21 protein-coding genes are annotated in these 21,865 nt (G+C 44.8%); 11 read left to right on the top strand and 10 right to left on the bottom strand.

The window, feature by feature from the left end:
• Positions 1-51 precede the first annotated feature (51 nt).
• The 6 genes from QUA36_RS12035 (at position 52) to QUA36_RS12010 (ending at position 6,563) form a co-directional block, all read left to right on the top strand.
• Entirely contained in the window at positions 52-1,251 is a 1,200-nt protein-coding gene (locus QUA36_RS12035; RefSeq protein ID WP_333457615.1) for a glycosyltransferase family 4 protein, read from the top strand.
• Between the two features lie 113 nt (positions 1,252-1,364).
• On the top strand, positions 1,365-2,315 hold the full coding sequence (locus QUA36_RS12030) for a glycosyltransferase family 10 domain-containing protein (protein WP_333457613.1): 951 nt from the start codon (positions 1,365-1,367) through the stop codon (positions 2,313-2,315).
• Positions 2,316-2,326: 11 nt separating this feature from the next.
• On the top strand, positions 2,327-3,439 hold the full coding sequence (locus QUA36_RS12025) for a formylglycine-generating enzyme family protein (protein ID WP_333456566.1): 1,113 nt from the start codon (positions 2,327-2,329) through the stop codon (positions 3,437-3,439).
• Positions 3,440-3,539: 100 nt separating this feature from the next.
• Positions 3,540-4,514: an Npun_R2821/Npun_R2822 family protein gene (locus tag QUA36_RS12020; protein WP_333457611.1), complete on the top strand. Its 975-nt coding sequence runs from the start codon at positions 3,540-3,542 to the stop codon at positions 4,512-4,514.
• Positions 4,511-5,389 (top strand): Npun_R2821/Npun_R2822 family protein, encoded by an 879-nt coding sequence (locus QUA36_RS12015; RefSeq protein ID WP_333457609.1) that lies wholly within the window; start codon positions 4,511-4,513, stop codon positions 5,387-5,389. Before QUA36_RS12020 ends, QUA36_RS12015 begins: the two co-directional genes overlap by 4 nt.
• A gap of 151 nt (positions 5,390-5,540) precedes the next feature.
• Complete coding sequence (locus QUA36_RS12010; RefSeq protein ID WP_333457607.1) at positions 5,541-6,563, top strand: Npun_R2821/Npun_R2822 family protein; 1,023 nt, start codon at positions 5,541-5,543, stop codon at positions 6,561-6,563.
• Positions 6,564-6,566: 3 nt separating this feature from the next.
• On the opposite strand, the gene QUA36_RS12005 is transcribed toward QUA36_RS12010, so the two are convergent.
• Both QUA36_RS12005 and QUA36_RS12000 read right to left on the bottom strand, forming a co-directional pair.
• Positions 6,567-7,517, bottom strand: a complete 951-nt coding sequence (locus QUA36_RS12005) for an NAD-dependent epimerase/dehydratase family protein (RefSeq protein ID WP_333456627.1) — start codon at positions 7,515-7,517, stop codon at positions 6,567-6,569.
• A gap of 191 nt (positions 7,518-7,708) precedes the next feature.
• Positions 7,709-8,083, bottom strand: a complete 375-nt coding sequence (locus QUA36_RS12000) for a hypothetical protein (RefSeq protein WP_333041041.1) — start codon at positions 8,081-8,083, stop codon at positions 7,709-7,711.
• A gap of 36 nt (positions 8,084-8,119) precedes the next feature.
• Here QUA36_RS12000 and QUA36_RS11995 point away from each other — a divergent pair, with 36 nt between their 5' ends.
• Positions 8,120-8,302, top strand: a complete 183-nt coding sequence (locus tag QUA36_RS11995) for a hypothetical protein (protein WP_333457605.1) — start codon at positions 8,120-8,122, stop codon at positions 8,300-8,302.
• Here the strand turns inward: QUA36_RS11995 and QUA36_RS11990 are convergent, their stop codons facing one another.
• Together QUA36_RS11990 and QUA36_RS11985 are read right to left on the bottom strand one after the other, a co-directional pair.
• Positions 8,303-9,979, bottom strand: a complete 1,677-nt coding sequence (locus QUA36_RS11990) for an AarF/ABC1/UbiB kinase family protein (RefSeq protein ID WP_333457603.1) — start codon at positions 9,977-9,979, stop codon at positions 8,303-8,305.
• 424 nt (positions 9,980-10,403) lie between these two features.
• A complete protein-coding gene (locus QUA36_RS11985; protein ID WP_333230650.1) occupies positions 10,404-11,561 on the bottom strand; it encodes a DegT/DnrJ/EryC1/StrS family aminotransferase in 1,158 nt (385 codons plus the stop codon).
• Positions 11,562-11,688: 127 nt separating this feature from the next.
• On the opposite strand from QUA36_RS11985, the gene QUA36_RS11980 reads away from it, so the two are divergent.
• Both QUA36_RS11980 and QUA36_RS11975 read left to right on the top strand, forming a co-directional pair.
• Positions 11,689-12,468, top strand: coding sequence for an ABC transporter permease (locus QUA36_RS11980; protein ID WP_333164777.1), 780 nt, complete (start codon positions 11,689-11,691; stop codon positions 12,466-12,468).
• 187 nt (positions 12,469-12,655) lie between these two features.
• Positions 12,656-13,294, top strand: coding sequence for a Uma2 family endonuclease (locus QUA36_RS11975; protein ID WP_333457601.1), 639 nt, complete (start codon positions 12,656-12,658; stop codon positions 13,292-13,294).
• A 59-nt stretch (positions 13,295-13,353) separates the two neighbouring features.
• Here the strand turns inward: QUA36_RS11975 and QUA36_RS11970 are convergent, their stop codons facing one another.
• The 6 genes from QUA36_RS11970 to QUA36_RS11945 all read right to left on the bottom strand — a co-directional run bounded on the left by QUA36_RS11970 (position 13,354) and on the right by QUA36_RS11945 (position 20,579).
• On the bottom strand, positions 13,354-15,243 hold the full coding sequence (locus QUA36_RS11970; protein WP_333457599.1) for a hypothetical protein: 1,890 nt from the start codon (positions 15,241-15,243) through the stop codon (positions 13,354-13,356).
• 159 nt (positions 15,244-15,402) lie between these two features.
• Complete coding sequence (locus QUA36_RS11965; RefSeq protein WP_333457597.1) at positions 15,403-16,077, bottom strand: nitroreductase family protein; 675 nt, start codon at positions 16,075-16,077, stop codon at positions 15,403-15,405.
• On the bottom strand, positions 16,074-16,250 hold the full coding sequence (locus tag QUA36_RS11960; RefSeq protein WP_333457595.1) for a hypothetical protein: 177 nt from the start codon (positions 16,248-16,250) through the stop codon (positions 16,074-16,076). Before QUA36_RS11960 ends, QUA36_RS11965 begins: the two co-directional genes overlap by 4 nt.
• Positions 16,247-17,233: a GntR family transcriptional regulator gene (locus QUA36_RS11955; protein ID WP_172185941.1), complete on the bottom strand. Its 987-nt coding sequence runs from the start codon at positions 17,231-17,233 to the stop codon at positions 16,247-16,249. Before QUA36_RS11955 ends, QUA36_RS11960 begins: the two co-directional genes overlap by 4 nt.
• A 208-nt stretch (positions 17,234-17,441) precedes the next feature.
• Positions 17,442-19,004: an adenylate/guanylate cyclase domain-containing protein gene (locus QUA36_RS11950; protein ID WP_445251277.1), complete on the bottom strand. Its 1,563-nt coding sequence runs from the start codon at positions 19,002-19,004 to the stop codon at positions 17,442-17,444.
• A 186-nt stretch (positions 19,005-19,190) separates the two neighbouring features.
• Complete coding sequence (locus QUA36_RS11945; RefSeq protein ID WP_333457593.1) at positions 19,191-20,579, bottom strand: aminopeptidase P family protein; 1,389 nt, start codon at positions 20,577-20,579, stop codon at positions 19,191-19,193.
• Between the two features lie 396 nt (positions 20,580-20,975).
• On the opposite strand from QUA36_RS11945, the gene QUA36_RS11940 reads away from it, so the two are divergent.
• The gene (locus QUA36_RS11940; RefSeq protein WP_333164792.1) at positions 20,976-21,419 is read left to right on the top strand and encodes a DUF4332 domain-containing protein; all 444 of its coding nucleotides are present in this window, start codon (positions 20,976-20,978) and stop codon (positions 21,417-21,419) included.
• 85 nt (positions 21,420-21,504) lie between these two features.
• Positions 21,505-21,864, top strand: coding sequence for a Spx/MgsR family RNA polymerase-binding regulatory protein (locus QUA36_RS11935; protein WP_333457591.1), 360 nt, complete (start codon positions 21,505-21,507; stop codon positions 21,862-21,864).
• The last annotated feature ends 1 nt before the right edge of the window (position 21,865 follow it).

Genomic DNA, 21,865 nt, shown 5'->3' with positions numbered 1-21,865 from the left:
ACAGTCAACAGTCAACAGTCAACAATTACTAATTACTAACTACCAATTACCATGTCCAAATATTATGTATTTTTTACCAGAAATATCTTGCCGCAACCCAATGTAGCAAGCTTAGTTCAAGTTGCACACTCTGCCAATGCCGCAGCAAACCTCGGTTATCCAGCAGTTTTGGTATACCTCCGTAAAGGCTGGAGTGCTTTGAATCCGGTTGATTGGCTTTTTCCTTTTCAACCCAGGAAACCCGATGACAAACTTGCCAAAATTTACAATATTCAAGATAAATTAAAAGTAGCAGATTTACCGATGCCGTGGCCGATCGACCTTTGGGACAGCAAGTGGACGAGTTCCAGTACAATAGTATCAAAATACTACTTACCGATTCACCTGCTTAAATCAACTAAAATTGTCCATAGCCGGGACTGGAACTTTGTCAAAGCAGCAGTTAAAAACGGAATTCCCGCTATCTACGAACAGCATCACCATGAAAACAAGCAATTTGAATCAGAAATTGTCCGCAATCCTCTGTTTCAGATTTCCGTAACTGTTGCCGATACTGTCCGAGACAGCATGATTAAGAATGGAATGCCGCCGGAAAAAGTAATTACGCTGCACAACGGTTTTAACCATTTGTTTCTCGCGAGACAAACAGAAGCTGCCCACAATTGGCGACAGCAATTATTAGAAGATGACAGACAGCATTTAGCGGTTTATGCAGGGGGACTTTACCCGTTTAAAGGTGTCGATATGCTAGTGGATGTGGCCCTGGAGTTGCCGCTGGTTCAATTTGCGATCGCGGGTGGTGATTCATCCCAAGTAACAGCCTACCAGCAATTAGCCAAATCCAAGCAAGTTAACAACATTAACTTTCTCGGCTACCTCCCTCAAAATCAACTTGCTAGCTTGCTGCAAGCAGCCGATGTTTTGACTCACCCGCACTGTTTGACAGAAGCCGCGACATTCACATCTCCTTTAAAATTCTTTGATTACATGGCATCAGGAACTCCGATTGTAGCGACGGAGATTGCCTCTTTAATGGAATTTAAATCGGGAAATATAGCAGCAACTTGGTGCGAACCGGATAACCCGCACCAGTTCGCGCAAAGCATTCGAGATTGTTTAACCAAATATCCGAGGAAAAGCGAAGGTTATGCAGAAACAATGGATTTTGTCAAGCATTTTTCGTGGGAAAATAGGATAGAGAGAATTTTAAGTTATGTGGATGAGCAAGTGCGATCGCAAATCATTCATTAATCCTCATCCGATAATTTTAAAATCCTCCGGGGCGGGTTTTACCAACAATCATCGCCTAAAATTAATAATCTCATAAACCAGCCCACACGCAAAAATCAGATTTATTATTAGATATGAACCAAAAAATTATCGGCACAATCACCACCTATCCAGGGATGAATCAAAGCGACTGGCTGTGGCAACAAACCCCCCAGAACTTCGGAGACTGGGGAAACATTCAAATGCTAGCCAACCACCCAGAACCAGACTTTTTACTCATGTATCAATTCGACTTTCCCCAACCGCCAAAAAAACTATCGTGGGTCGATAAAATCCGCCACTACAGACATCAAAACCAAGAAAACGACATTCAAAAAAAATTGCGCGGTGTCCCCAAAGAACGCATAATTTACCTGATCCGCGAGCCACCATTACCCGAAGTAATTGAAATTACCAAAGCCAATTACGAACAAGCCAAACTTTACTGCGGTTACATTTCCGGCCCCGACGACTTCGCACCAAAACCCGATTATATGCCCGCGATTTGGTATCACTCTAACTCGTTTCGAGAACTCGATGAAATGGCTGCTCCGCCGAAAACTAAATCCTGTTCTTGGATTACTTCAGGTGTTAGCCGCAGCGCCAATCACCGACACCGATTAGATTTTATCAAATTGCTGCGATCGCAAGAATTGGATTTTGACCTTTACGGGCGAAACTTGCCAAGTTGGGCGCGCGGGAACGGGACTGTGAACAATAAATGGCACGCCGTCGCACCATACTATTACAACTTAGCTATTGAAAATTATGCAGAAAACGATTGGTATGTCAGCGAGAAGCTTTGGGATGCCTTATTAGGTTGGTGTTTGCCAATTTATTACGGCGGTGCGGCGGCGGATAAGTTGTTGCCGGCGGGGAGTTTTCTGCGGCTGCCGAGTCTGGATGAGAAGGGAGTAGAATTTATTAAACAGGTTGTGGCTAATGCGGATTATTGGCATGAAGCGAGGGAGAAAATTGCCGAAGCCAGACAAATCATTCTCCATGAATTAAACTTGCTCAATTGGCTGTCTCACTTTGTATCTTAGGAAATAGCGCAATGACAGAAAACCAAAATCAACCCAGAGAATACGATGCCGTACTCGGTGCCCAATCTCCAGTGCCATTTGGTGCGACTGTCTTAGGCGGGATTCCTGGTGTTAAGAGTCGGTTAGCTTCACCGATTCTCGAAGTCAGAATCACCGCACTGTATGAAGCGTTGAAATATGGAGAAGCTGGTTTAGACTTGATAATTCCGGCATTGCAGGATGAATCAATAAAGGTGAAGTTGGCTGCATATTCGTTGCTGAAGGAGAGAGAGGAACCAAATATAAAAGAGAAGTTCCAAAAATATTCGCCTATTTTTGACTTTGATGTGATCGCAGTTGATGCTGCAGGAAAAGAAAACAGTCGCCGCCGTGATTATGCTCACTTCTTGCGCGAAGACTTAGGGAATCCAGTTGTGCTGGAAATGGTTTATATTTCCGGCGGTACATTTATTATGGGTTCGCCAGCAACCGAAAAAGGTAAAATATATGATGAAAATCCGCAGCATCAAGTAACAGTACCCGCTTTTTATGCAGGCAAATACCCCATCACCCAAGCACAGTGGCAAGCCGTGATGGGAAATAACCCATCGTGGTTTCAAGGTGAAAAACTTCCTGTAGAAAAAGTATCGTGGGATATGGCAGTCGAATTCTGTGGCAAACTCTCGCAAAAAACCGGGAAAAAATATCGCCTCATGAGTGAAGCTGAATGGGAATACGCCTGTCGTGGCGGTACAACCAGCCCATTTCATTTTGGGGAAACTATTACCCCGGAGTTAGTCAACTATAACGGACACTACCCCTTGGCAAACGCCCCCAAAGGACTTTGCCGCGGAAAAACAACCGATGTCGGGAGTTTTCCTCCCAATGCCTTTGGACTGTACGATATGCACGGCAATGTTTGGGAGTGGTGCAGCGATAAGTGGCACGATAGGTATGAGGGCGCACCAACTAACGGAAGTTCTTGGGAAGAAACTGGTAGAGATAATTTCCGAGTGCAGCGTGGCGGTTCCTGGGCCAGCCATGCAGTCAGTTGTCGCAGTGCCTATCGTGTCAGGGGCTCGGTGGGCAACCGCGAATCGTATATCGGTTTTCGCGTGGCTCTGGTTTTCGGTTCTGTGCTTTAGTCTTCCTAGATCGCACTTTTCTACCATTTTACCCTTGAGATCATTCGGCGGTTGAAACCGCAACTAAAGAAACAAAGTCCGCCTTCGCGAGACTATAGATATGAATGGAATTTGCACGCTAGCCAACGATACAGTTTACGACCAACTAATTGCCTTGCTCAACAGTATTGAAGTGATCTTAGGCTCAAATACTCCTGTCTGTATTTATCCTTTCGATGACCAAATAGAGCAAATCAAAGCTGAAATTGTTAACCGTCCCAACGTCTTTATTTATGAAGATAGCGCATCTATTCAGCGATGGGACAAATTCATGCAAGCAGCCGCGCCAGAGCGTTTGAACCGCAAAAAATTCCGGCTTTACGGTGCACATCGGCGCTTTTGCGCTTTCGACGGCCCGTTTGAAAAGTTTATCTATATGGATGCGGATACTTTGGTGATGAATTCCCTTGATGCGGTTTTTCAGAAGTTGGAGGAATCGGATTTTGTGGTTTATGATTTTCAATTTCTATCCCCAACTAAAGTATACAATATTCAGTCGCCAAAACTCCTCGAAATTTTTGAGCAATCTCGGATCGACTCGGAAATATTTTGTTCTGGATTTTACGCCAGCAAGCAAGGATTGTTTGAGCAAGATACTAGGGAATGGCTGTTAGCTCAACTGCAATCGGGCGAGGCGGAAATTCTCTATGAAGGTGCGGGAGAACAGCCGTTGCTCAATTATATGGTGATGAAAACGGGGATGAATAGCTATAATTTTGCTTATAGCCTCCCGGATAGCCTAAAAACTGGGTGCAGTGTCACTTCTAAACATTTTGAAGAGCAAGATCGGATTTTGTACGACAAGGGAAACCGACTTACTTACATTCATTATATTGGTGTGCCGCCGGATTTAATTCGGAGAGTTTGTGCGGGCGAAAATATTGAGTTTCCCTATCGCGATTTGTTCCTGCATTACCGCTATCTCCGCGAACCCTCCAAGCGTCCGATTTTTGCCCAAGCGCCAAAGTCTTATACTGAGGTTTCTGCGCCGAATTTGTTAACCAGGGTATTGAGAAGGTTGAGGATAAATGTATGAGTCGCGGTATTTATATTGTTGCGAATGATAAGGTGATCGAAAGTGCGATCGCCCTTTTAAACAGCATACGTCTGTACAATTGTCAAGTACCTGTTTTTCTGATTCCCTTCGACGACAATTATCAGCAAGTCGCAGCCGCACTCAGCAGTCTCCACGGGGTGCGATTGTTCCCAAATCTGGAGTTTGTGGAACAGTTTACCAGAGAAATTGGCCAAACGTTCGATCGCAACTTTTTAGCCCTCCCCAACAAAATGCGAAAACTCGCCGCCTGGTTTGGCCCGCTTGACGAATTTCTCTACATCGATACCGATATCATCGTCTTTGAAGACATCGCAGACAACTTAAACAAACTATCAGAAGTAGACTTTTTTTGCTGCGACTACCACCACCTCAGCGAAAAACTGCGAAATGTATTTTCACCCGCTGTAAAAGAACAAAATATCTTTACAGACTCACAGCTTCAAGATGTATTCAACAGCGGTTTTTGGGCTTCCAGAAAAGGAACTATTACAGAATCGCAAATGTATGAAAATTTGCGAGAATGTTCGCAGCATCGAGAATATTTTGACTTTACTCAAAATGTCACAGACCAACCTATACTAAATTATATCATTCTTAAGCTGATTCCCAAGCGCTGCAATCTTGTTAAAGATTCAGCAACCGAGCCTGGAAGCTGGGCTGGTTCCAAGCATTTTCAGGAAATAGATTATGTTCTTTATGACAAAGGTAAAAGGTTAAAATATCTTCACTGGGCTGGAATCCAAATTAAATCGGGTAGTCCTTATTGGAAACTTTGGAAACATTATCGTTATCTCAATGAGGAAGAGGAAAAACAAAATTTGGTTCAAAAAATATTTCGATATTGGCATGGATAAATAATATTGTTTGTAGTCACACGGCGATTGAAATCGCTAGCAATGCGAACACACAAATGAAGTCCACGCGCAATAATAAATTAACTGGTTTACAGACAGCACCTAGTAACGAGTAGGATTATTCAATCTAAAATCTAAAATCTAAAATCTGATGACTGATGGCATTTATATTCTGGCAAATGATGTTGTTTGTGACCAGTTAGTGGCTTTATTGAACAGTCTTGAAGTCAATGGGGCAAAAAATATTCCTGTTTGTATCATTCCCTATGATAATCGAATGAAAAAAGTGCAAGTAGAAATTGCTACTCGTCCTCATGTCACCCTGTTTGAAAATAGCGAGTCAATAATTTTCTGGGAAGACTTTGCGACTCAAGTTTGGAAAACTCATGCAAAAGCTCAAAAAGTTTGGCAATCTAAAGGTTTGAAACCTGTTCAATGTTTGGAAATGCACCGAAAATTATGTTGTTTCGACGGCCCTTTTGATAAATTTATCTATTTTGACGCAGACACTCTGTTAATGGGCTCTCTCGATTATATTTATCAAAAGCTTGATGATTTTGATTGGGTAGCAAACGATTTTCAATACAAATCCGACCTCAATTATATATTTGATTTGTCCTCCCCAAAATTACCTCAAATTTTAAATATTGACGAACTGCAATCTCATACTTTTTGTGCGGGTTGGTTTGCGTCAAAAGCCGGGGTTCTCAATCGAAATAATTGCTCTCAATTTCTAGATAAATTAACATCAGGAGAATCGGAAATTATGTCTTTGCGGGGCGCTGACCAATCTTTACTTAACTATTTAGTCGCCCGCAGCAAAATATCTTTTTACAACTTTGCTTATCATCAACCTGCACTGGTAACGGGAAATCATTGGTCTTCTCAATTTGATGTGATAGATTATGTTCTATACGATAAAGGGCGACGGTTGACTTATTTACACTACATGAGTATTGCGGCTACAAAGTTTACTCGATTGTGTGCTGGCGAAGATGTTGAGATTCCCTACCGAGAGGTGTTTCTACATTACCGATATTTGAATTCGCCGGAAACACTGCCAAAACTCGCACATCCAAATTTGTTGGTTCGCTTGCAGAGAAATCTCAAAAGTTGGGTAATTCAAAAAGTTAATAATATTCAATTTAAGTGGCGGAATTTGTGGGATAAATAGTATCTAACTGTACAAAGACTGAATCCACTCCCATTCGCGCCTTAAACCTTCTTCTAAAGCAACCTGCGGCTGATAACCTAAGATTTTCTGGGCTTTAGACACATCCGCGCTAGTGTGTCGCGCGTCTCCCCTCGCAGCTTCAGTAAAATCTATCCGAATAGGTCGATCGACAATTCTCTCTATTGTATCAATAACTTCTTTTAAAACTACCCGACTTCCCCCACCAATATTAAAAACTTCTCCCGCAGCTTCTGGAACCTCAGCCGCCGCTAAATTCGCAGCAACGCAATCGCTGATAAACGTAAAATCCCGCGTTTGCAATCCGTCTCCGAAAATAGAAATCGCCTCGTCAAACAAAATCGACTTAAAAAACTTGTGAAAAGCCATATCGGGGCGCTGTCTCGGCCCGTAAACAGTAAAATAGCGCAGCGAAGTAGTCGGAAGGCCAAAATTTTTGTAATAAAGCCCGCACAAACGTTCACCGGCTAATTTCGTAATTCCGTAGGGAGAAACCGGCTGCGGACAAGCATTTTCACTCGTCGGGAAAGCTTCAGCATTTCCGTAAATTGAAGAAGAAGAAGCATAGACAAACTTTTGCAATCTGGGCGCATCTTTTGCCGCTTCTAACAATACTTGAGTGCTGTTAATATTGCGTTCGGTATAGCTGCGAAAACCGTCGCCCCAGCTAGCACGAACTCCTGCTTGCGCCGCCTGATGAAATATTACCTTAGCATCGGATAAAAGACCTCGCCAATTTAGAGACAAAATATCGCCTTCCACCAATTCAAAACCCGGATACTTTTCAAATCGTGCAATATTCTTGCGCTTGAGACCCGGATCGTAATAATCGTTGAACTCATCAACACCGATCACCGTCTCCCCTCGATTTAAAAGAGTTTCTACTAAGTTAGAACCAATAAATCCCGCCGCACCCGTAACAATTAAAATACTCATTCGATTTTAGATTTTAGATTTTAGATTTAAAACTTTTTACACAAGTTATTTCCTAAGTTGTCATCATCATCTTTTTTCTCTTCCTCTGCGTTCTCTGCGTTCTCTGCGGTTCAAAAAGTATCAAATAGGATGATCTTAGAGAACTATCAACCCCTTCGCTTTTCACAACAAAAGAGGTTGATAGTTAACTTTCATTGTTCAAAAGAATCCAGATCTAGCGCTTGGGAACCTCCGCGTTCTAACTCGATCAAAAGCTTACCTAGCTGAGTCCAAACTAGCCAGCCCGTGAGTACCGTCAGCGGCAAAGCTAGGGCATAAGAAAGTAGTTTTGGGAAGCCAAAAATCTCCATCCCAGAAGCTAAAAATACGCAAATACCGCCCGCCATTCCCAGAAAAGGTATGACCAATTGCAGCCTTGGCAGGTTAGCCAAAGTGCGAGTAGAACGATTTTTAGACCACTGTTGTACGGATTGTTTGAGAGTTGCTTCAAATGCTACGCCGGAGGCCATACCTGCTAGTAATCCAGCCGACATTAAAAAATAGGGAGGTTCTGGAAAATAATACACGAATAATTCCTTAATTTTGGTAATTGGAATTTGGGAATGGGGAATGGGGAATTGGCAATGGGGAATTGGGAATTGGGAATTGGGAATTGGGAATTGGGAATGGGCAAGAGTAGAATTATTTTTCTTCCTTCTGCCTTCTTCCTTCTTCCCTCTTCCTTCTTCCTGACATCCGTTACATCCGTTACAGAATCCGTTGCCGAACTTCCTTCTTCCTTCTAATTAAAATCGAGTTAGCGCGGCTGCTCCTGCTGTGGAAAAGTCCGTCAAAGCGCCTAGAGCAACGTTGAACAGGCGACCGGGCTGCAAATCTTCCTTGACTAAGTTCCACAGGCTGCGAACTTCTTCGGTGTGGATTCGATCGTCCTCAATCAAAGCTAACATTAGCTGGCGTCTCAAAAACGACCCTTCCTCTGACAGCAAAAATTGCAAGCCTAGTTGTGCTGTGGGGAGCAAGTCGAAACTGCGATCCGATCGGGCGATCGCGATCATGTCCTCTAACCTGTTCCACTGGAATTTGCCATCCTTGAATAATACCTCAATCAGACGCCGCCGCAGTGCCGGAGATTCTCCGTTCAACAAACGCCGCGCTACATAAGGATAGGCCACCTCGACTATCTTGAAATTCGGATTCAGCGTCAGGGCTAAGCCTTCTTCTGTCACCAGAGAGCGAATAATTAAGGCAAATTTCGCCGGCACCCGGAAAGGATAATCGTACATCAACTCCGAAAACTGGTCTGTAATCGTCTTGAAGTTAAAATCTGACACCTTTTCGCCGACGATATCACCCAGTACAGATTCCAACGCCGGGACGATCGGCATAATATCTGTATCTGGAGTCAAAAAGCCCAGTTTGACAAAATCCTTAGCTAATTGTAAGTAATCTTTGTTGATCAAATGAACGACAGAATCAACCAAAGTTTCTTTAGTTGTTTCTTCCATCTGATCCATCATCCCAAAATCAATGTAAGCCATGCGGCCGTCCGCTAAGGCAAACAGATTTCCCGGATGGGGGTCAGCATGAAAAAATCCGTGTTCCAGCAACTGCCGCAAACCGCTGCGGACTCCGACTTCAATTAAACTATCGGTATCCAAACCTGCGGCTTTAACACTTTCCATATCTGTCAGCTTGATGCCGTCAATCCATTCGAGAGTCAGAACGCAATTTGAAGTATAGCGCCAGTAAATGCTCGGAACTTTTACTGTCGGGTCGTCGGCAAAATTTGTAGCAAATTTCTCCGCGTTCCGTCCTTCATTGATATAGTCAATTTCCTCGAACAATTTGATACCGAATTCATCGACGATCAAACAGAGGTCGTGACCGAGATTCAGCGGCAACAAGGGGCCCAACCATCCAGCGGCCCAGCGCATTAAATAAAGATCCAGGCTCAAGACTGGCAGCAAATTCGGTCGCTGAACCTTGACTGCTACTGCTTCCCCGGTGAGGAGGCGAGCTCGGTAGACTTGACCAAGACTTGCCGCGGCGACAGGTTCGGGGGAGATTTCGCTGTAGGTTTCGCTAATTTTGCGATCGAGTTCCGCTTCAATAATCTCGAAAGCGCGCACCGAGTCAAACGGCGGCAATTGATCCTGAAGTTTGATCAATTCTTCGAGAAAGTCTTTGCGGATCAAATCCGGTCTGGTAGAAAGGGCTTGGCCGACTTTAATGAAAGTGGGGCCCAAGCGAGTGAGTATTTGTCGCAGGTGGGTGGCTCGTTCCGGCTGGTGTGCTGCGACTTCGTGCTGCCAACTGTCCCACAGCATCCCCAGAACAAAGCCCGCAAAAGACCAAATAACGGTAATTGCGCGCCAAATTGCTTTCCAAGGACGTTTGCGGTAATACTGAGCGATCGCTTGTGGATCGTAGCGTCTAGCCTGAGTGAATTGATACTGAGGCACTCGTTTATTTTCCTCTTATCTTCTGAAAATTACAGGTTAAATTGAGAATTGGGCATCGGCCATCGGGCATCGGGCATTAGGCATCAGGCATCGGGCATCGGGGATTGGAAGTCGAAAGTTCAAATATTATTTATTATTTATTCTTCGTTCTTCGTTCTTCGTTCTTCCCTCTTCCCTCTTCCTTCTTCCTTCTTCATCATTGACCGATCGCACTGCAAGGTTTAGGCGAGCGGAAAATGCACCCGTTCGAGGCGGATTGCTAGCCTAAATTTGTTTCTTTTCATTAAATATAGTACATAAAAGTACAAGTGATCGGTCAAAATACTTAACAGCTCTCCCTGAACCCTGCACATTCTCACAGCAATGCAACCCTGCAATTCTTTTCTCCTCCTGCATTTCCCTCGCTGATGCCATCGCACCAAAGCTACCGGATGCGATCGGCCTTTGCCAAGCAATCTTTCAGCCCATAAATCGTCCGCTCTTGTTGATCCCTCGACAGTTCCGGGAACATCGGCAAAGACAAGACTTCGCGACAAACTTGCTCAGCCTGTGGCAATTGACCGACAACATAGCCCAAAGATTTGTAAACAGGTTGCAGGTGCAAAGGTAACGGATAGTAAACCATCGAACCGATGCCAGCTTCCTGCAACTGAGCCCGCACCAAGTCCCGGAAATTGCCAGAGGGATTTTGCGCGTCTTCTGGACTTGTCAGCCGGATCGTGTATTGATTCCAAACTCCTTTTGCTTCCGGCAATTCTTTGGGGACGGCAACTCCGGGCACGCGGGAGAGAAATTCGCTGTAAAGTGCCGCTTTCTCCTGCCGCTGGGCGTTCCAACTGTCGAGATACCGCAATTTAATGCTGAGAATCACTGCTTGCAGGGCATCTAAACGGCTGTTGTACCCGATTTCTTCGTAGAAATATCTAGAAGACTGTCCGTGTTCTTTGAGCACTCGCATCGAAGCTGCGAGGGCTGGATCATTTGTCGTCACCGCCCCACCGTCACCGCAAGCGCCTAAGTTTTTGGTCGGATAAAAACTGAAGCAGCCAATATGACCAATGCTGCCGACTTTTCGAGACTGCCACTGGGCCCCGACAGATTGGGCGCAATCTTCAATTACGGCTAAATTGTGCCGAGTCGCAATTTCCATCAACCGAGTCATGTCTATCGGTTGGCCGAAGATGTGGACGGGCATAATTGCCTTGGTTTTGTCGGTAATTGCCGCTTCGAGGAGTTCGACATCCAGATTAAAAGTCTCGCTGTCAATATCGACAAATACTGGAGTCGCACCGACGGCGCTAATTGTCTCAGCCGAAGCAAAAAAGGTAAAAGGAGTGGTAATCACTTCATCGCCGGGGCCAATTTTGAGAGCTCGCAACGCCAAAATCAGGGCATCGGTGCCGGAGTTGCAGCCAACGCACTCGGAAACGCCGATGTAGTCGGCGAACTCTCGTTCAAAACTCTTCACGGCCGGGCCGCCTACGTAGCCGCCAGAGGCTAGCACTTTTTGCACCGCAGCGGTTATCTCGTCGCCAATCTGGGCGTATTGGCGGGTTAAGTCGAGGGGGGGAACATTATTCACTCTTCACACCATAAATTTCAACCATTATCAAAGCAAATTCTTGCAGCAAAACTGTTTTCCAGAAACCTTTATTGCAATATCTTATATTTGGACAGGCAAACAATCACATTATCGAAAGGGTGGGCCGGTGTTAATTCTGCTAGATTTTACAGATTTGGGTTGGGCTTTGGGGATGGTGGCGATCGCGATCGGGCTTTCGGCGTGGCAGGGATTGGGATTGGAGGGGGCGATCGCGATCGCGGCGGGGCGCACCCTGATCCAGCTAATCTTAGTCGGGTACGTGCTCGCAGTCATCTTTGACCCGGAGGGGAAAAATCCTTGGCTGGTTTTAGCAGTTTTAGCAATCATGCTGACAACAGCTAGCATGGTGGCCAGCAACCGCATCAGCAAAAAAATCAAGAACTTACTGCCCTTAGTTTGGGGTTCAATTTTTATCAGTACGGCCTTGACTCTCGCCTATACAAACTTGCTAATTTTGCAACCTGACCCTTGGTACGAACCGCAATACCTGATTCCTTTAGCGGGTATGATTTTGGGCAATGCCATGAACTCCGGGGCGATCGCCGGCGAAAGACTTGTGAGTACAGTTAATAGCAGCCAGTTAGAAATAGAAACCCATTTAAGTTTAGGATCTACACCGCAGCAAGCAGTAAAACAGTACCGCAAAGACGCGATTAAAGCTGGATTAATCCCGCTCTTAAATACAATGACGGTGGTAGGAATAGTAACTTTACCAGGAATGATGACAGGTCAAATGCTGAGCGGTGTCAGTCCTCTCGATGCAGCATCTTACCAGATTTTGATTATGTTTGTGTTAGCGCTGGCAACTGTAATCGCAACTCTGCTGTTGACAGAGGGATTGTCCAGAAAGTTTTTTAATCAAGATGCACAATTAATAAAATGGTAAATGGTAAATGGTAATTGGGCATTGGGCATTGATAATTGGGCATTGATAATTGGTAATATAATGTAGGTAGGAACTTGCATTTAGCCTTATTTTATTGAACAGGCTTTCCGACCTGTTCAACACAGAGTGAGTTATCTTGTGGGGTGAGAAGAATAGCCCGCCCCAGTCATCACTAAGGAGAATAGACATGATTCAAATAGCAACTAAACCGCTAAATTTTGAAGAATTTGCAGCATGGAAGCCCGAAAATGCACGTTATGAACTGCACAATGGAGAGATTGTTGAAATGTCACAGCCATTAGGAGACCATGAAGAAGTTATCGGTTTTTTAGCCTCTGAGTTAACTGCTGAGTTTAGAAAGGTAAAACTTCCGTACTTCATCCCCAAACAAGCATTAGTTAAGCCACTGGAAAACGAATCAGCTTATTCGCCCGATATTCCGATATTAAATCGCCCCAACTTAGCGTCAGAACCTATGTGGAAAAAATTCTCAACCGTGACTCAAGGCGCATCAATTCCGCTGGTTATTGAAGTAGTTAGTACGAATTGGCAAGATGACTACATCAAAAAAGTAGGCGAATACGAACTAATCGGGATTCCTGAATATTGGATTGTGGATTATCTTGGTTTGGGCGGCCGCAGGTTTATTGGCAACCCCAAGCAACCAACGATATCGGTTTATCAGTTGGTTGATGGTGAGTATGAAGTTAGTCTATTTCGGGGAGATGAGACAATAGAGTCGCCCACTTTTCCTGAGTTGAATTTGACGGCTAAACAAGTTTTTCAAGCTGGATTGACCGCAGGTGAAATTGCTGGCGATGCGTGAGTGTAAATATGCCGATCGCTCTGACAGATTTTTTGCCCTCACGCACCCTACAGCTACAACTACTTTGGTTCGTGACTCCCAATACGCTTGCCTTCGCCATCGTACACCTGCATCGGGATTTTCGCATTTTCGGCGATCGCCTCCAAAGCTTTTTGCAATGTTTGAACGTGGTTTTCTACAGCTTGGCGAGACTTCACAGCATTGTTGTTGTTTGCTTGAATGAAAGTTTGTTGCAATTTCTGCACGTAACCTGGAGTCATCTGCACCGCAATCAAATCTTTGCTAACAGTATAGTCGCAAATCTTGGGGTTGCCTTTGCAAGTTCTATCTAAATCGGTGCGGGCTTTTTGCAGGTTCCTTTCTTCCTGCAACTTTACTTCTGCTTGCTGCAATGAAGTTTTGTAGGAAGCGATCAGGGGTTGGGCTTTCTGAGAATAGGCAGTTGCCGCAGGCACTTGCTCGGCGTAACTCAAAGCTCTTCGCCAGGATTCTGATGCTTTAAACCAGGCGTTTTTGCCCTCAAAAATTTGAGCTTCTGCTGCTAAAGTCACAGCTTGAGTATACGCATTTTCCGAAATTCCTTCGACATTTTTGCGCTCGCGAGCTTCTGAAAGTTTGGTTTCGTATCTGGGAACTAGCAGTTTAGCTTGTTGGTAAGATGTCGTGTTCGTGGGAATTTCTGATAGGATGTCGAGGGATTCTTCCCAACCTGATTGCACTTGAGCCCAAGTCTCGGCTGTCTGAGCTACTGCTTCGCGAGCTTCTGCTATTTGGGCTATACTTTTGGCATCGAGCAGCGTTTTTTCGGCTTTTTTCTCTGTGCTTAATTGCCGATTTCCAGTTGCTAAATTCTTCCGGTATTCCTGCTTTTTTTTCTGAGCAAACGGATAAACTGGACTGTCTGTGGGGATTTCTCCGAGTTCGGCGATCGCACTTTGCCACAGAGCTTGTGCTTCCTGCCCGTTCTCGGCAGAATAAGGCGGATTTTGGGTTTTCTGAGCTGCTGACTGTGCGAGGCGCGCTCCATCGATCGCAGAATTTAAATTCTGATTTTGCGAACGGTAGCTTTCCAAGGCGCTTTGAGCTTCACCGCGATGAATTGACCAGGAGGGAATCGGTTCCAAAAGGACGATCGCCTGTTTTAACTGTCGCTGCGCTTCTTGGGGGCTGTTGGCAACTTTTGACGTTTTCAGCGTCTTCGTCGAATTCTCGCTCAACTGTTTGGCATTAGCTAAAGCACTACATTCTCCGATGACGCAGGGGCGGCTCAGCATATAATAACCGCCTGCCAAAACTAGCGCGGCGACACTGATGATTCCTGCTGCAGCCAGCATCGCAAACGGTGAACGCTTGGGTTTTTGGGCAACTGTTACCGCTTCCATATCCAGCGGATTGAAGGGATTGTCTCCAATATCTGCCGGGATTGCAGCTACCCTAAAGGCGATCGGATCGGAATTGCTGGAGCTCTCAGAAAAATTGGGGAAATATTCTTCATCCCACGCATCTTTCTCATCCGTTTCTAACGGTATTTCCTCCTCTACATCCGCCGTCTGGGCTACATTTTCTGTTAAGACTATCCCGGTTTCTTCTGCGGGGGGATGCTCTGTTTTTTTGAACAACTGCACTGTTTTTGGTCTTGACAAAACAGGGTTGTGCATGGTAAAAGAATGGAAAACATAAGGCTGTTTTTGCCCGGTAATTTTTAGGCAAAGTCCAATCTGTTGAATAGATTCTGGTTCTATTTCGAGAATTGCTGCTTCTAGCACCGCAAAAGTCGGTTTGGCTTTGAGAACTAAACTGCGCGGGTGTTCTCCCACAACCGTTAAAGATTCATCTCGGAAATCGCAACTAATATAAAGCGGTAATTTTTTAAATCCGGCTGCTTGCAAGTGCTGCTGCAACTTTACTTCGAGAATTTGTGCGTTGCTTTGTCGCGTTGCTACTGTCATATTTTCTCCTCTGTCTAATCTCACCACTTTCGATTTTAGATTTTGAATTTTAGATTTTAGATTGCAGAATTGTCGGGATTTTTGATTAGTTTGAACTTTTGCACCGATTCATTCCAAATCTTAACTCTTAAAATTCAATTTGCAACAAAATCTTAACTCTCAAATCTCAGCTTGCAAAGCCTGTCCATAACTTTCGCTGTAATAAACTTGAGTCACGTCAAAACGCCCGCCATATTGTTTGAAAGGTGCTGCTGCATAACCAAGTGGCAGCAAACAGCAAACATCTACTTCTTCGGGAATTTGAAAGGCTTCTTTCACCTTAGCGCTGACAAAACCTTCCATTGGACAACTGTCTACCCCAAAACTTTTAGCTGCAATCATTAAGTGAGCTACTGCGAGCATTGTATGTCTGTTTGTCCAAGCTTCTAGGGAGTCGAAGCAGGGACGGTTCTCGAACAATTGCGGGATTGCTTGTCGCATATAACCGGCTAAATTGTCATTCATTGCCCCTGTGGTTTTGCCCAATTCGATGACGGCTTCGGTGTTTTCGGGCCTGCCTGCGCGCCGATCGCCACAACAGATTAATACTACTGGGGCTTCTACCACTTGGCGCTGATCAAAGGCGCAAGCTTTTAATTTTTCTTTGCTGGCTGGGTCTTGAAGTACGATAAACCGCCAAGGCTGCAAGTTGTAACCAGAGGGCGATCGCACTCCCAATCGCAAAATCTCTGCCAAGATTGCTGGGGGAATCGGATCGGGTTGGAAACTGCGCGCGGCCCGCCGGCTTTCGATCGCGGTTTTAACATTAATTGAAGGTTGGATTTCAATTGTCATGGATAATTGGTAATTGGTAATTGGGCATTGGGCATTGGGCATTGGGCATTGGGCATTGGGATTAAGGCCTTTGGCATTGGGATTGGGATTGGTAACTTAAAAAAGTTGAATTGTTTTTCTTCCTTCTTCCTTCTTCCCTCTTCCTTCTTCCTTCTTCCTTCTTCCTTCGTCATCCCAAGCCCAACTCGCGCTTGAGCAAATTAATCGACTTAGAGCCGATGTAATTTTCGGAGCATATCAGTTGCGGGGGACGAATAATATCTTCTCTAGCCGCATTGATGGCAGCTTTAACTGTAGCAAAACTCGGTTGGTCGCAAAAAATTGTTCTGGCCGATCGCACGATCGAGTTAATCTTGTACTCGTCTGACACCAAGGCCGTCATCACCAGCAAATCCTCTCCCCGGATGCTGTGGATGATGACTTCGGTCGATCGTAGCATTCCCGGACTCAGGCTAACGAGACCCAAATAACTGTCTTTCGGCAAACCCCCGACTAACTGAATTTCCTGGCTGTAGTCGTAGATGTCTACGGGAATAACTCGCACCGAACGTGGTGCCGAAATCGATTCTGCTTCTCCGATAAAATACCGACTCGTGATCACAGTTCCCGAAGAGATTTGATCCAAAAAAGTACCTAGCTGTTCCATCGGCACTAACTGTATAGGAATGCGGAGAGCTTGTTCGAGTTCTTTCGCCATTAGTTCACCCACGCCGATGTCTTCGGTGGGGGCTGTGACGACCACTCGGGCGCTGCACCTGAGCCGCCAGTCAATTTCGGCCAAAAATAATTCCCTCGCTTGGTTGAGCGTACAGCCCTGTTCCAGCAGTTGATCGATACTTCCTTGCACTATTTTGTTGGCAAGGGGATATTCTTCGAGGATCGGAGATTTGAGTTTGTTGCCTACAACTTCGTTGCCTTGGGCGCGGACGTAAATGCCCGATCCTGCTTGGGCTTCTACGAGTCCGGTATTTTCGAGCTGGCGGTATACTTTGCTGATGGTGTTGCGGTGCAAACCCGTCTGCATGGCTAGCTGTCTGGTGCTGGGCAAGCGGTGTCCGGGCGGAAATTGTCGCGAGGCGATCGCAAACCTGATTTGATTGAATAGTTGGGTGGATGCTGGAATATCGCTATCGGTTTGAATATGAAATTGAACCATTATTAAAGGCTCCGACGACTTCAACTTAGTATTTTTATAACGTCGAGTACCGCGCCTAGGATTGCTCCGATATCTCTGTCTATAGCATAATCTTATTTGGTTGATCTAGAGCAGCCGTTCTGCCACAGGACGATCTCGCATTCGAGGCAATCGATCGCAGCCTCCGGCATTTCCTCAACAATCAGGTACTTTCAACTCTTAGCTTTATTTACTCTGCAATTTTGAGATCGCTTACTGTTTTTCTCCCACTCAGCAAATAAGTCTGCATTGGCCCTTTACCTTTAATCTCGATCTCCCCACGATCTTCAAATTCATATTTATCCTGCAGCAGCTCATAAGTATAGTGGCTGACTTGAATGCGACCTGTTATGCCGTGAGATTCCATGCGGCTGGCTGTATTCACGGCATTTCCCCACAAATCGTAAATGAATTTTTTAGTTCCGATTACCCCCGCTACCACCGGGCCGCTATTAATCCCGATGCGGAGGTCAAATTTGGCGTCTAGCTTCACATTTAATTCCTTAATTGCTGCTAGCATATCCAGCCCCATTTCGGCGATCGCCTCTGCGTGGTCTGGACGTTCAATGGGAATACCCGCTGCTACCATGTAAGCATCCCCGATCGTCTTGATTTTTTCTAAGCCGTGCTTCTCACTCAGTTGGTCAAAAACCGAGAAAATTTCATTCAGTAAGTATACTAATTTAGTTGCGGGCATGGTAGTAGAAATTTGGGTAAAATTCACCAAGTCAGCAAAAAGAATTGTTGCTTTTTCAAACTTGTCTGCAATCACTCCCGGTTTGTACTTCAACCTGTCGGCGATCGGTTCTGGCAAAATATTTAGCAGTAAACTTTCAGTTTTTTTCTGTTCTTTCCTGAGTGCAGATTCCATCTGCCTGCGCTTAGTTATATCATGAAAAAACACAGAAATGCCGTCATGAGAAGGGAAAACCCTGACTTCCAACCACACTTTTAAGGGACGATAATATTTTTCAAAAGCCACTCCAATTTGTTTGGCTACAGCTTCATGATACTCTTTATAAAAATCAGAATTTCTGAATTCGGGAAACTCTTCCCAAAAATTTTTACCATAAAGTTCTTCCTGCGAGCGCTTCAAAAATTGCGCTCCTTTGTAATTGATGTAAGTAAATCGCCACTGGGTGTCAAAAGCAAAAAAAGCATCGCTCATTCCTTCTAAAAAATTGACAATTTGCTCGTCTGTAGAACGGAGCTTTTCTTCTACTTGTTTGTTCTTTATCTGCGCGCGCTTTAATTTAGTCAGATTGATTCGCAACTCCATGTGGTTGATAATTTGCCGCCCTAAAGTCCGCAGCGCTTCTAGCTGTTCTGGGGTGAGATTACGAGGAACTGTATCTATCGCGCACAAAGTGCCGATCGGATAACCGTCAGGAGTTACTAGCGGCGCTCCAGCATAAAACCGAATATTGGGATCGGAAGTTACTAGCGGATTGCCGACAAAGCGATCGTCATCTAGAGCATTGGGTACAACTAGCAATTCGTTGGGATTTAAAATAGCGTGGGCGCAAAAAGCTGACTCTCTCGGAGTTTCTGGCGCTTCCAGACCAACTTTTGATTTAAACCACTGTCGGTTAGAATCTATTAAGCTTACTAAAGCAATCGGAGTGCCACAAATATAAGATGCTAAAGCTGTTAGGTCATCAAAAACTGCTTCGGCTTCTGTGTCGAGAATGTTGTAGTTGTGAAGTGCTTCTAGCCTCTCTTCTTCGTTGCTGGGCAAAGGTGCAGCTTGCATCGGCGGCGGCGAGGATACAGGTTTGCGAACAATGCGTGGACGTGGAAGTATCAGTGCTACGAATTTTCTGACTTGCGAGAGCAGTTTTTTAACTACTATCGAAAGATTTCTTGGCCAACCTTTATTCATCTTTATCTTTTTTCACACCTGATAAAACTGCGTATGTGCGATCGAACTCGGCTCAACTTACGTATTTACCGCAACTAACTCCTCAATCTCCGGAGCTTGTGTGGGCAATTTCCCTGTCAATACTTCTCTACCCTCATCGATGACAAGTATATCATCTTCTATGCGTATCCCTCGCACATCGGCAAATTTTTCCAACTCTTCCCAGTTTACGAAATCTTCATATTTGGCGCGGTTTTCTGGGTTATTTAAGATAGCCGGAACTTGATAAAATCCCGGTTCGATCGATACCAGCATTCCCGCACGCAAAACTCGATTCAGCCGCAAAAACCCCAACCCAAACCGGCTGCTTCTCGTTCTTCCTTCTTCATAGCCAGCCAAATCTCCTAAATCTTCCATATCGTGAACATCTAAACCAATTAGATGTCCGATACCATGTACAAAAAATAGCGCATGAGCATCCATTTCTACCAAATCTTCAACATTGCCCCGCAAGATACCTAACTCAACCAATCCTTCCGCCATAATTCTAGCAGCTAACAGGTGAATATCTTGATATTCCACCCCCGGACTAATTTTATCAATACAAGCATCGTGTGCTGCCAAAACTACATCATAAATCGCTCTTTGAGTCGGAGAAAACTTTCCAGAAACAGGCCAAGTGCGAGTCACATCAGCCGCCCATCCCGTTGATGTTTCCGCACCAACATCTGCTAATAACAAATCTCCTGCTTGTAGGGAATTGTGATAATGTTCGCTGTGCAGAACTTCTCCATGCACAGTCACGATACTAGGATAGGCATAGGTCATATTTTCCGAGATGATGACACTTTCCATTGCAGCCCGCACCCCGGCTTCAATTTGAGCATTTCGGGTTGCCGCCATTCCCGCTTTATGAGCTTCTACAGTGACAGCGGCAGCTTGACGCAATTCGGCCAAACTGCCTGCATCGTGGCTCAGGCGAAGAGATATAATCGCCTTAGTTAATTCTAGATCGATGCCGATTGGGGATTTGGGCGGTGTCAGAGGGCGAGCGAGAATTTGAGACTGTTGCAACTGAGTCCAAGAATCCTGAATTGCGATCGTTGCTGCATTTGTAGATCGCGATTTCAATTCGGCCATTGGGAAAGCAGCATCAGCCCCAATTAGTTCGGCAATTTCTGCTCTTTTCGGCATTTCTCCGTGCCAAAGAGTGCTACTAGCAGGTGCGTCATCTAAGAACAATTCTAATTTGCCCGATTCTAAGCGAATGGCAGCATTTTCTAAGGGCAAACCAGCAAAATATAGAAAGTGACTGCTGGCACGAAAGGGATAAGTAAGTGCCGGATAATTGCGGGGAATGCTGCGCCCCGACCAGAGAATTACCGGAAAATTAATTAAATCGGCCAGTTTTTGCCGCCGTTGCTGTAAAGTATTAGTTGACAAATTATAACCTCGTGTAATTGTCATGGGTAAAAACCTATAATTTTGAGTTTGGTTTGCAGTCAGCCACAAGTTTTTTCATTCTCAGCATTAAATAACTAAAATTCTGACTGCAAACTTGGCAGGCAGTTTGGCTAAAATTCTCATCGGTAACTTCTTTTGTGCTAGCATTTATAGGCTGTATTTTTTATAGTCATTGTCGTCATCGCCGGGATGATTTGGTTAAGCAGTAAGCCTGCTCCACAGGCAGAAAAAATAGGCTGAAAGTGCTACTTTGCAGGCAATTAGCATAAATATCACAACACCCGCAATTAGTCAAATTCCTTGGTCGGGTTTTTGTTGATTGGGTGACGTGAGCGAGAGCCTCTATTGACTGTTTGATATATGAGACTTTAAAGTATAAGTAAAATTAACAGAAAAAACATGAAAATTTCTCATAAAGCTCCTCAAACTTCTGTGCAAGTACGCGACTGGCCGATCGCACATTTACCGGGATTGAGCAAGGAAAACCAATCTCAACTGGAAGAGTGCAGCATCACCACAACCGGACAACTAATTCGCCAGACGAAAACGCAGGCGGCGAAAGTGTTGCTAGCCAATCAATTACAGATTAACATTCAATATGTTAATAAATGGGTAGCGATGGCAAATTTGGCTCGAATTCCGAGTGTAGGGTGTCAGTATTGCGGGCTGTTACTGCACGCAGGCGTTGCTTCTCCGGCTCAATTGGCTCAAATGCCCGTGGAGAGATTGCACCAACAAGTTTTAAGGCTGCACGTAGCGACAATGCAGCGCAATGACTTGACTCCTTCAGTCGATCGCGTGCAAAAATGGGTTCAACAAGCTAGATTAGTCAGTAGTCATTAGTCAGTAGTCATTAGTCATTAGTTAGTTGTCAGTTGTTATTAGCCAACAGTCAACCGCCAACAGTCAACAGTCAACAATCATTATTATGTCAATTCAAGTTTACGGAATCCCCAACTGCGGAACCTGCAAAAAAGCTTTCCAGTGGCTCAAAGATAGCGATGTTAATTACGAGTTCATTAACACAAAAGAACAGCCTCCGACTCGCGAAACAATCCAAAGCTGGGTAACTGCTTTGGGTTTTCAACCCATGCGAAATACTTCCGGTCAATCTTACCGCGCTTTGGGCGATGACAAGAAAAATTGGACTAGCGAACAGTGGGTAGATGCTTTTGCTAAGGATGCGATGCTGCTCAAACGTCCTCTTTTCGTTAAAGATGGAATGGCTGTTTTAGTAGGTTTCAAAGAAGACGTAATTCGAGAAAGATTGGGGCTTTCAACAAGCTGAG

It is taken from the genome of Microcoleus sp. Pol10D4 (assembly GCF_036701555.1).
In the GTDB taxonomy this organism is placed as follows: domain Bacteria; phylum Cyanobacteriota; class Cyanobacteriia; order Cyanobacteriales; family Microcoleaceae; genus Microcoleus.
This window is presented reverse-complemented; position numbering and strand designations above follow the sequence as displayed.

Bases quoted from the DNA above. Each gene is read 5' to 3' on its own strand.
- QUA36_RS11970 (WP_333457599.1), bottom strand. From the start codon at position 15,243: ATGACAGTAGCAACGCGACAAAGCAACGCACAAATTCTCGAAGTAAAG.
- QUA36_RS11955 (WP_172185941.1), bottom strand. From the start codon at position 17,233: ATGGTTCAATTTCATATTCAAACCGATAGCGATATTCCAGCATCCACC.
- QUA36_RS11965 (WP_333457597.1), bottom strand. From the start codon at position 16,077: ATGACAATTGAAATCCAACCTTCAATTAATGTTAAAACCGCGATCGAA.
- QUA36_RS11950 (WP_445251277.1), bottom strand. From the start codon at position 19,004: ATGCAAGCTGCACCTTTGCCCAGCAACGAAGAAGAGAGGCTAGAAGCA.
- QUA36_RS12005 (WP_333456627.1), bottom strand. From the start codon at position 7,517: ATGAGTATTTTAATTGTTACGGGTGCGGCGGGATTTATTGGTTCTAAC.
- QUA36_RS11940 (WP_333164792.1), top strand. From the start codon at position 20,976: ATGAAAATTTCTCATAAAGCTCCTCAAACTTCTGTGCAAGTACGCGAC.
- QUA36_RS11935 (WP_333457591.1), top strand. From the start codon at position 21,505: ATGTCAATTCAAGTTTACGGAATCCCCAACTGCGGAACCTGCAAAAAA.
- QUA36_RS12035 (WP_333457615.1), top strand. From the start codon at position 52: ATGTCCAAATATTATGTATTTTTTACCAGAAATATCTTGCCGCAACCC.
- QUA36_RS11995 (WP_333457605.1), top strand. From the start codon at position 8,120: ATGGGGAATGGGGAATTGGCAATGGGGAATTGGGAATTGGGAATTGGG.
- QUA36_RS12025 (WP_333456566.1), top strand. From the start codon at position 2,327: ATGACAGAAAACCAAAATCAACCCAGAGAATACGATGCCGTACTCGGT.
- QUA36_RS11975 (WP_333457601.1), top strand. From the start codon at position 12,656: ATGATTCAAATAGCAACTAAACCGCTAAATTTTGAAGAATTTGCAGCA.
- QUA36_RS12015 (WP_333457609.1), top strand. From the start codon at position 4,511: ATGAGTCGCGGTATTTATATTGTTGCGAATGATAAGGTGATCGAAAGT.
- QUA36_RS11945 (WP_333457593.1), bottom strand. From the start codon at position 20,579: ATGACAATTACACGAGGTTATAATTTGTCAACTAATACTTTACAGCAA.
- QUA36_RS12030 (WP_333457613.1), top strand. From the start codon at position 1,365: ATGAACCAAAAAATTATCGGCACAATCACCACCTATCCAGGGATGAAT.
- QUA36_RS11960 (WP_333457595.1), bottom strand. From the start codon at position 16,250: ATGACGAAGGAAGAAGGAAGAAGGAAGAAGGAAGAGGGAAGAAGGAAG.
- QUA36_RS12020 (WP_333457611.1), top strand. From the start codon at position 3,540: ATGAATGGAATTTGCACGCTAGCCAACGATACAGTTTACGACCAACTA.
- QUA36_RS12010 (WP_333457607.1), top strand. From the start codon at position 5,541: ATGACTGATGGCATTTATATTCTGGCAAATGATGTTGTTTGTGACCAG.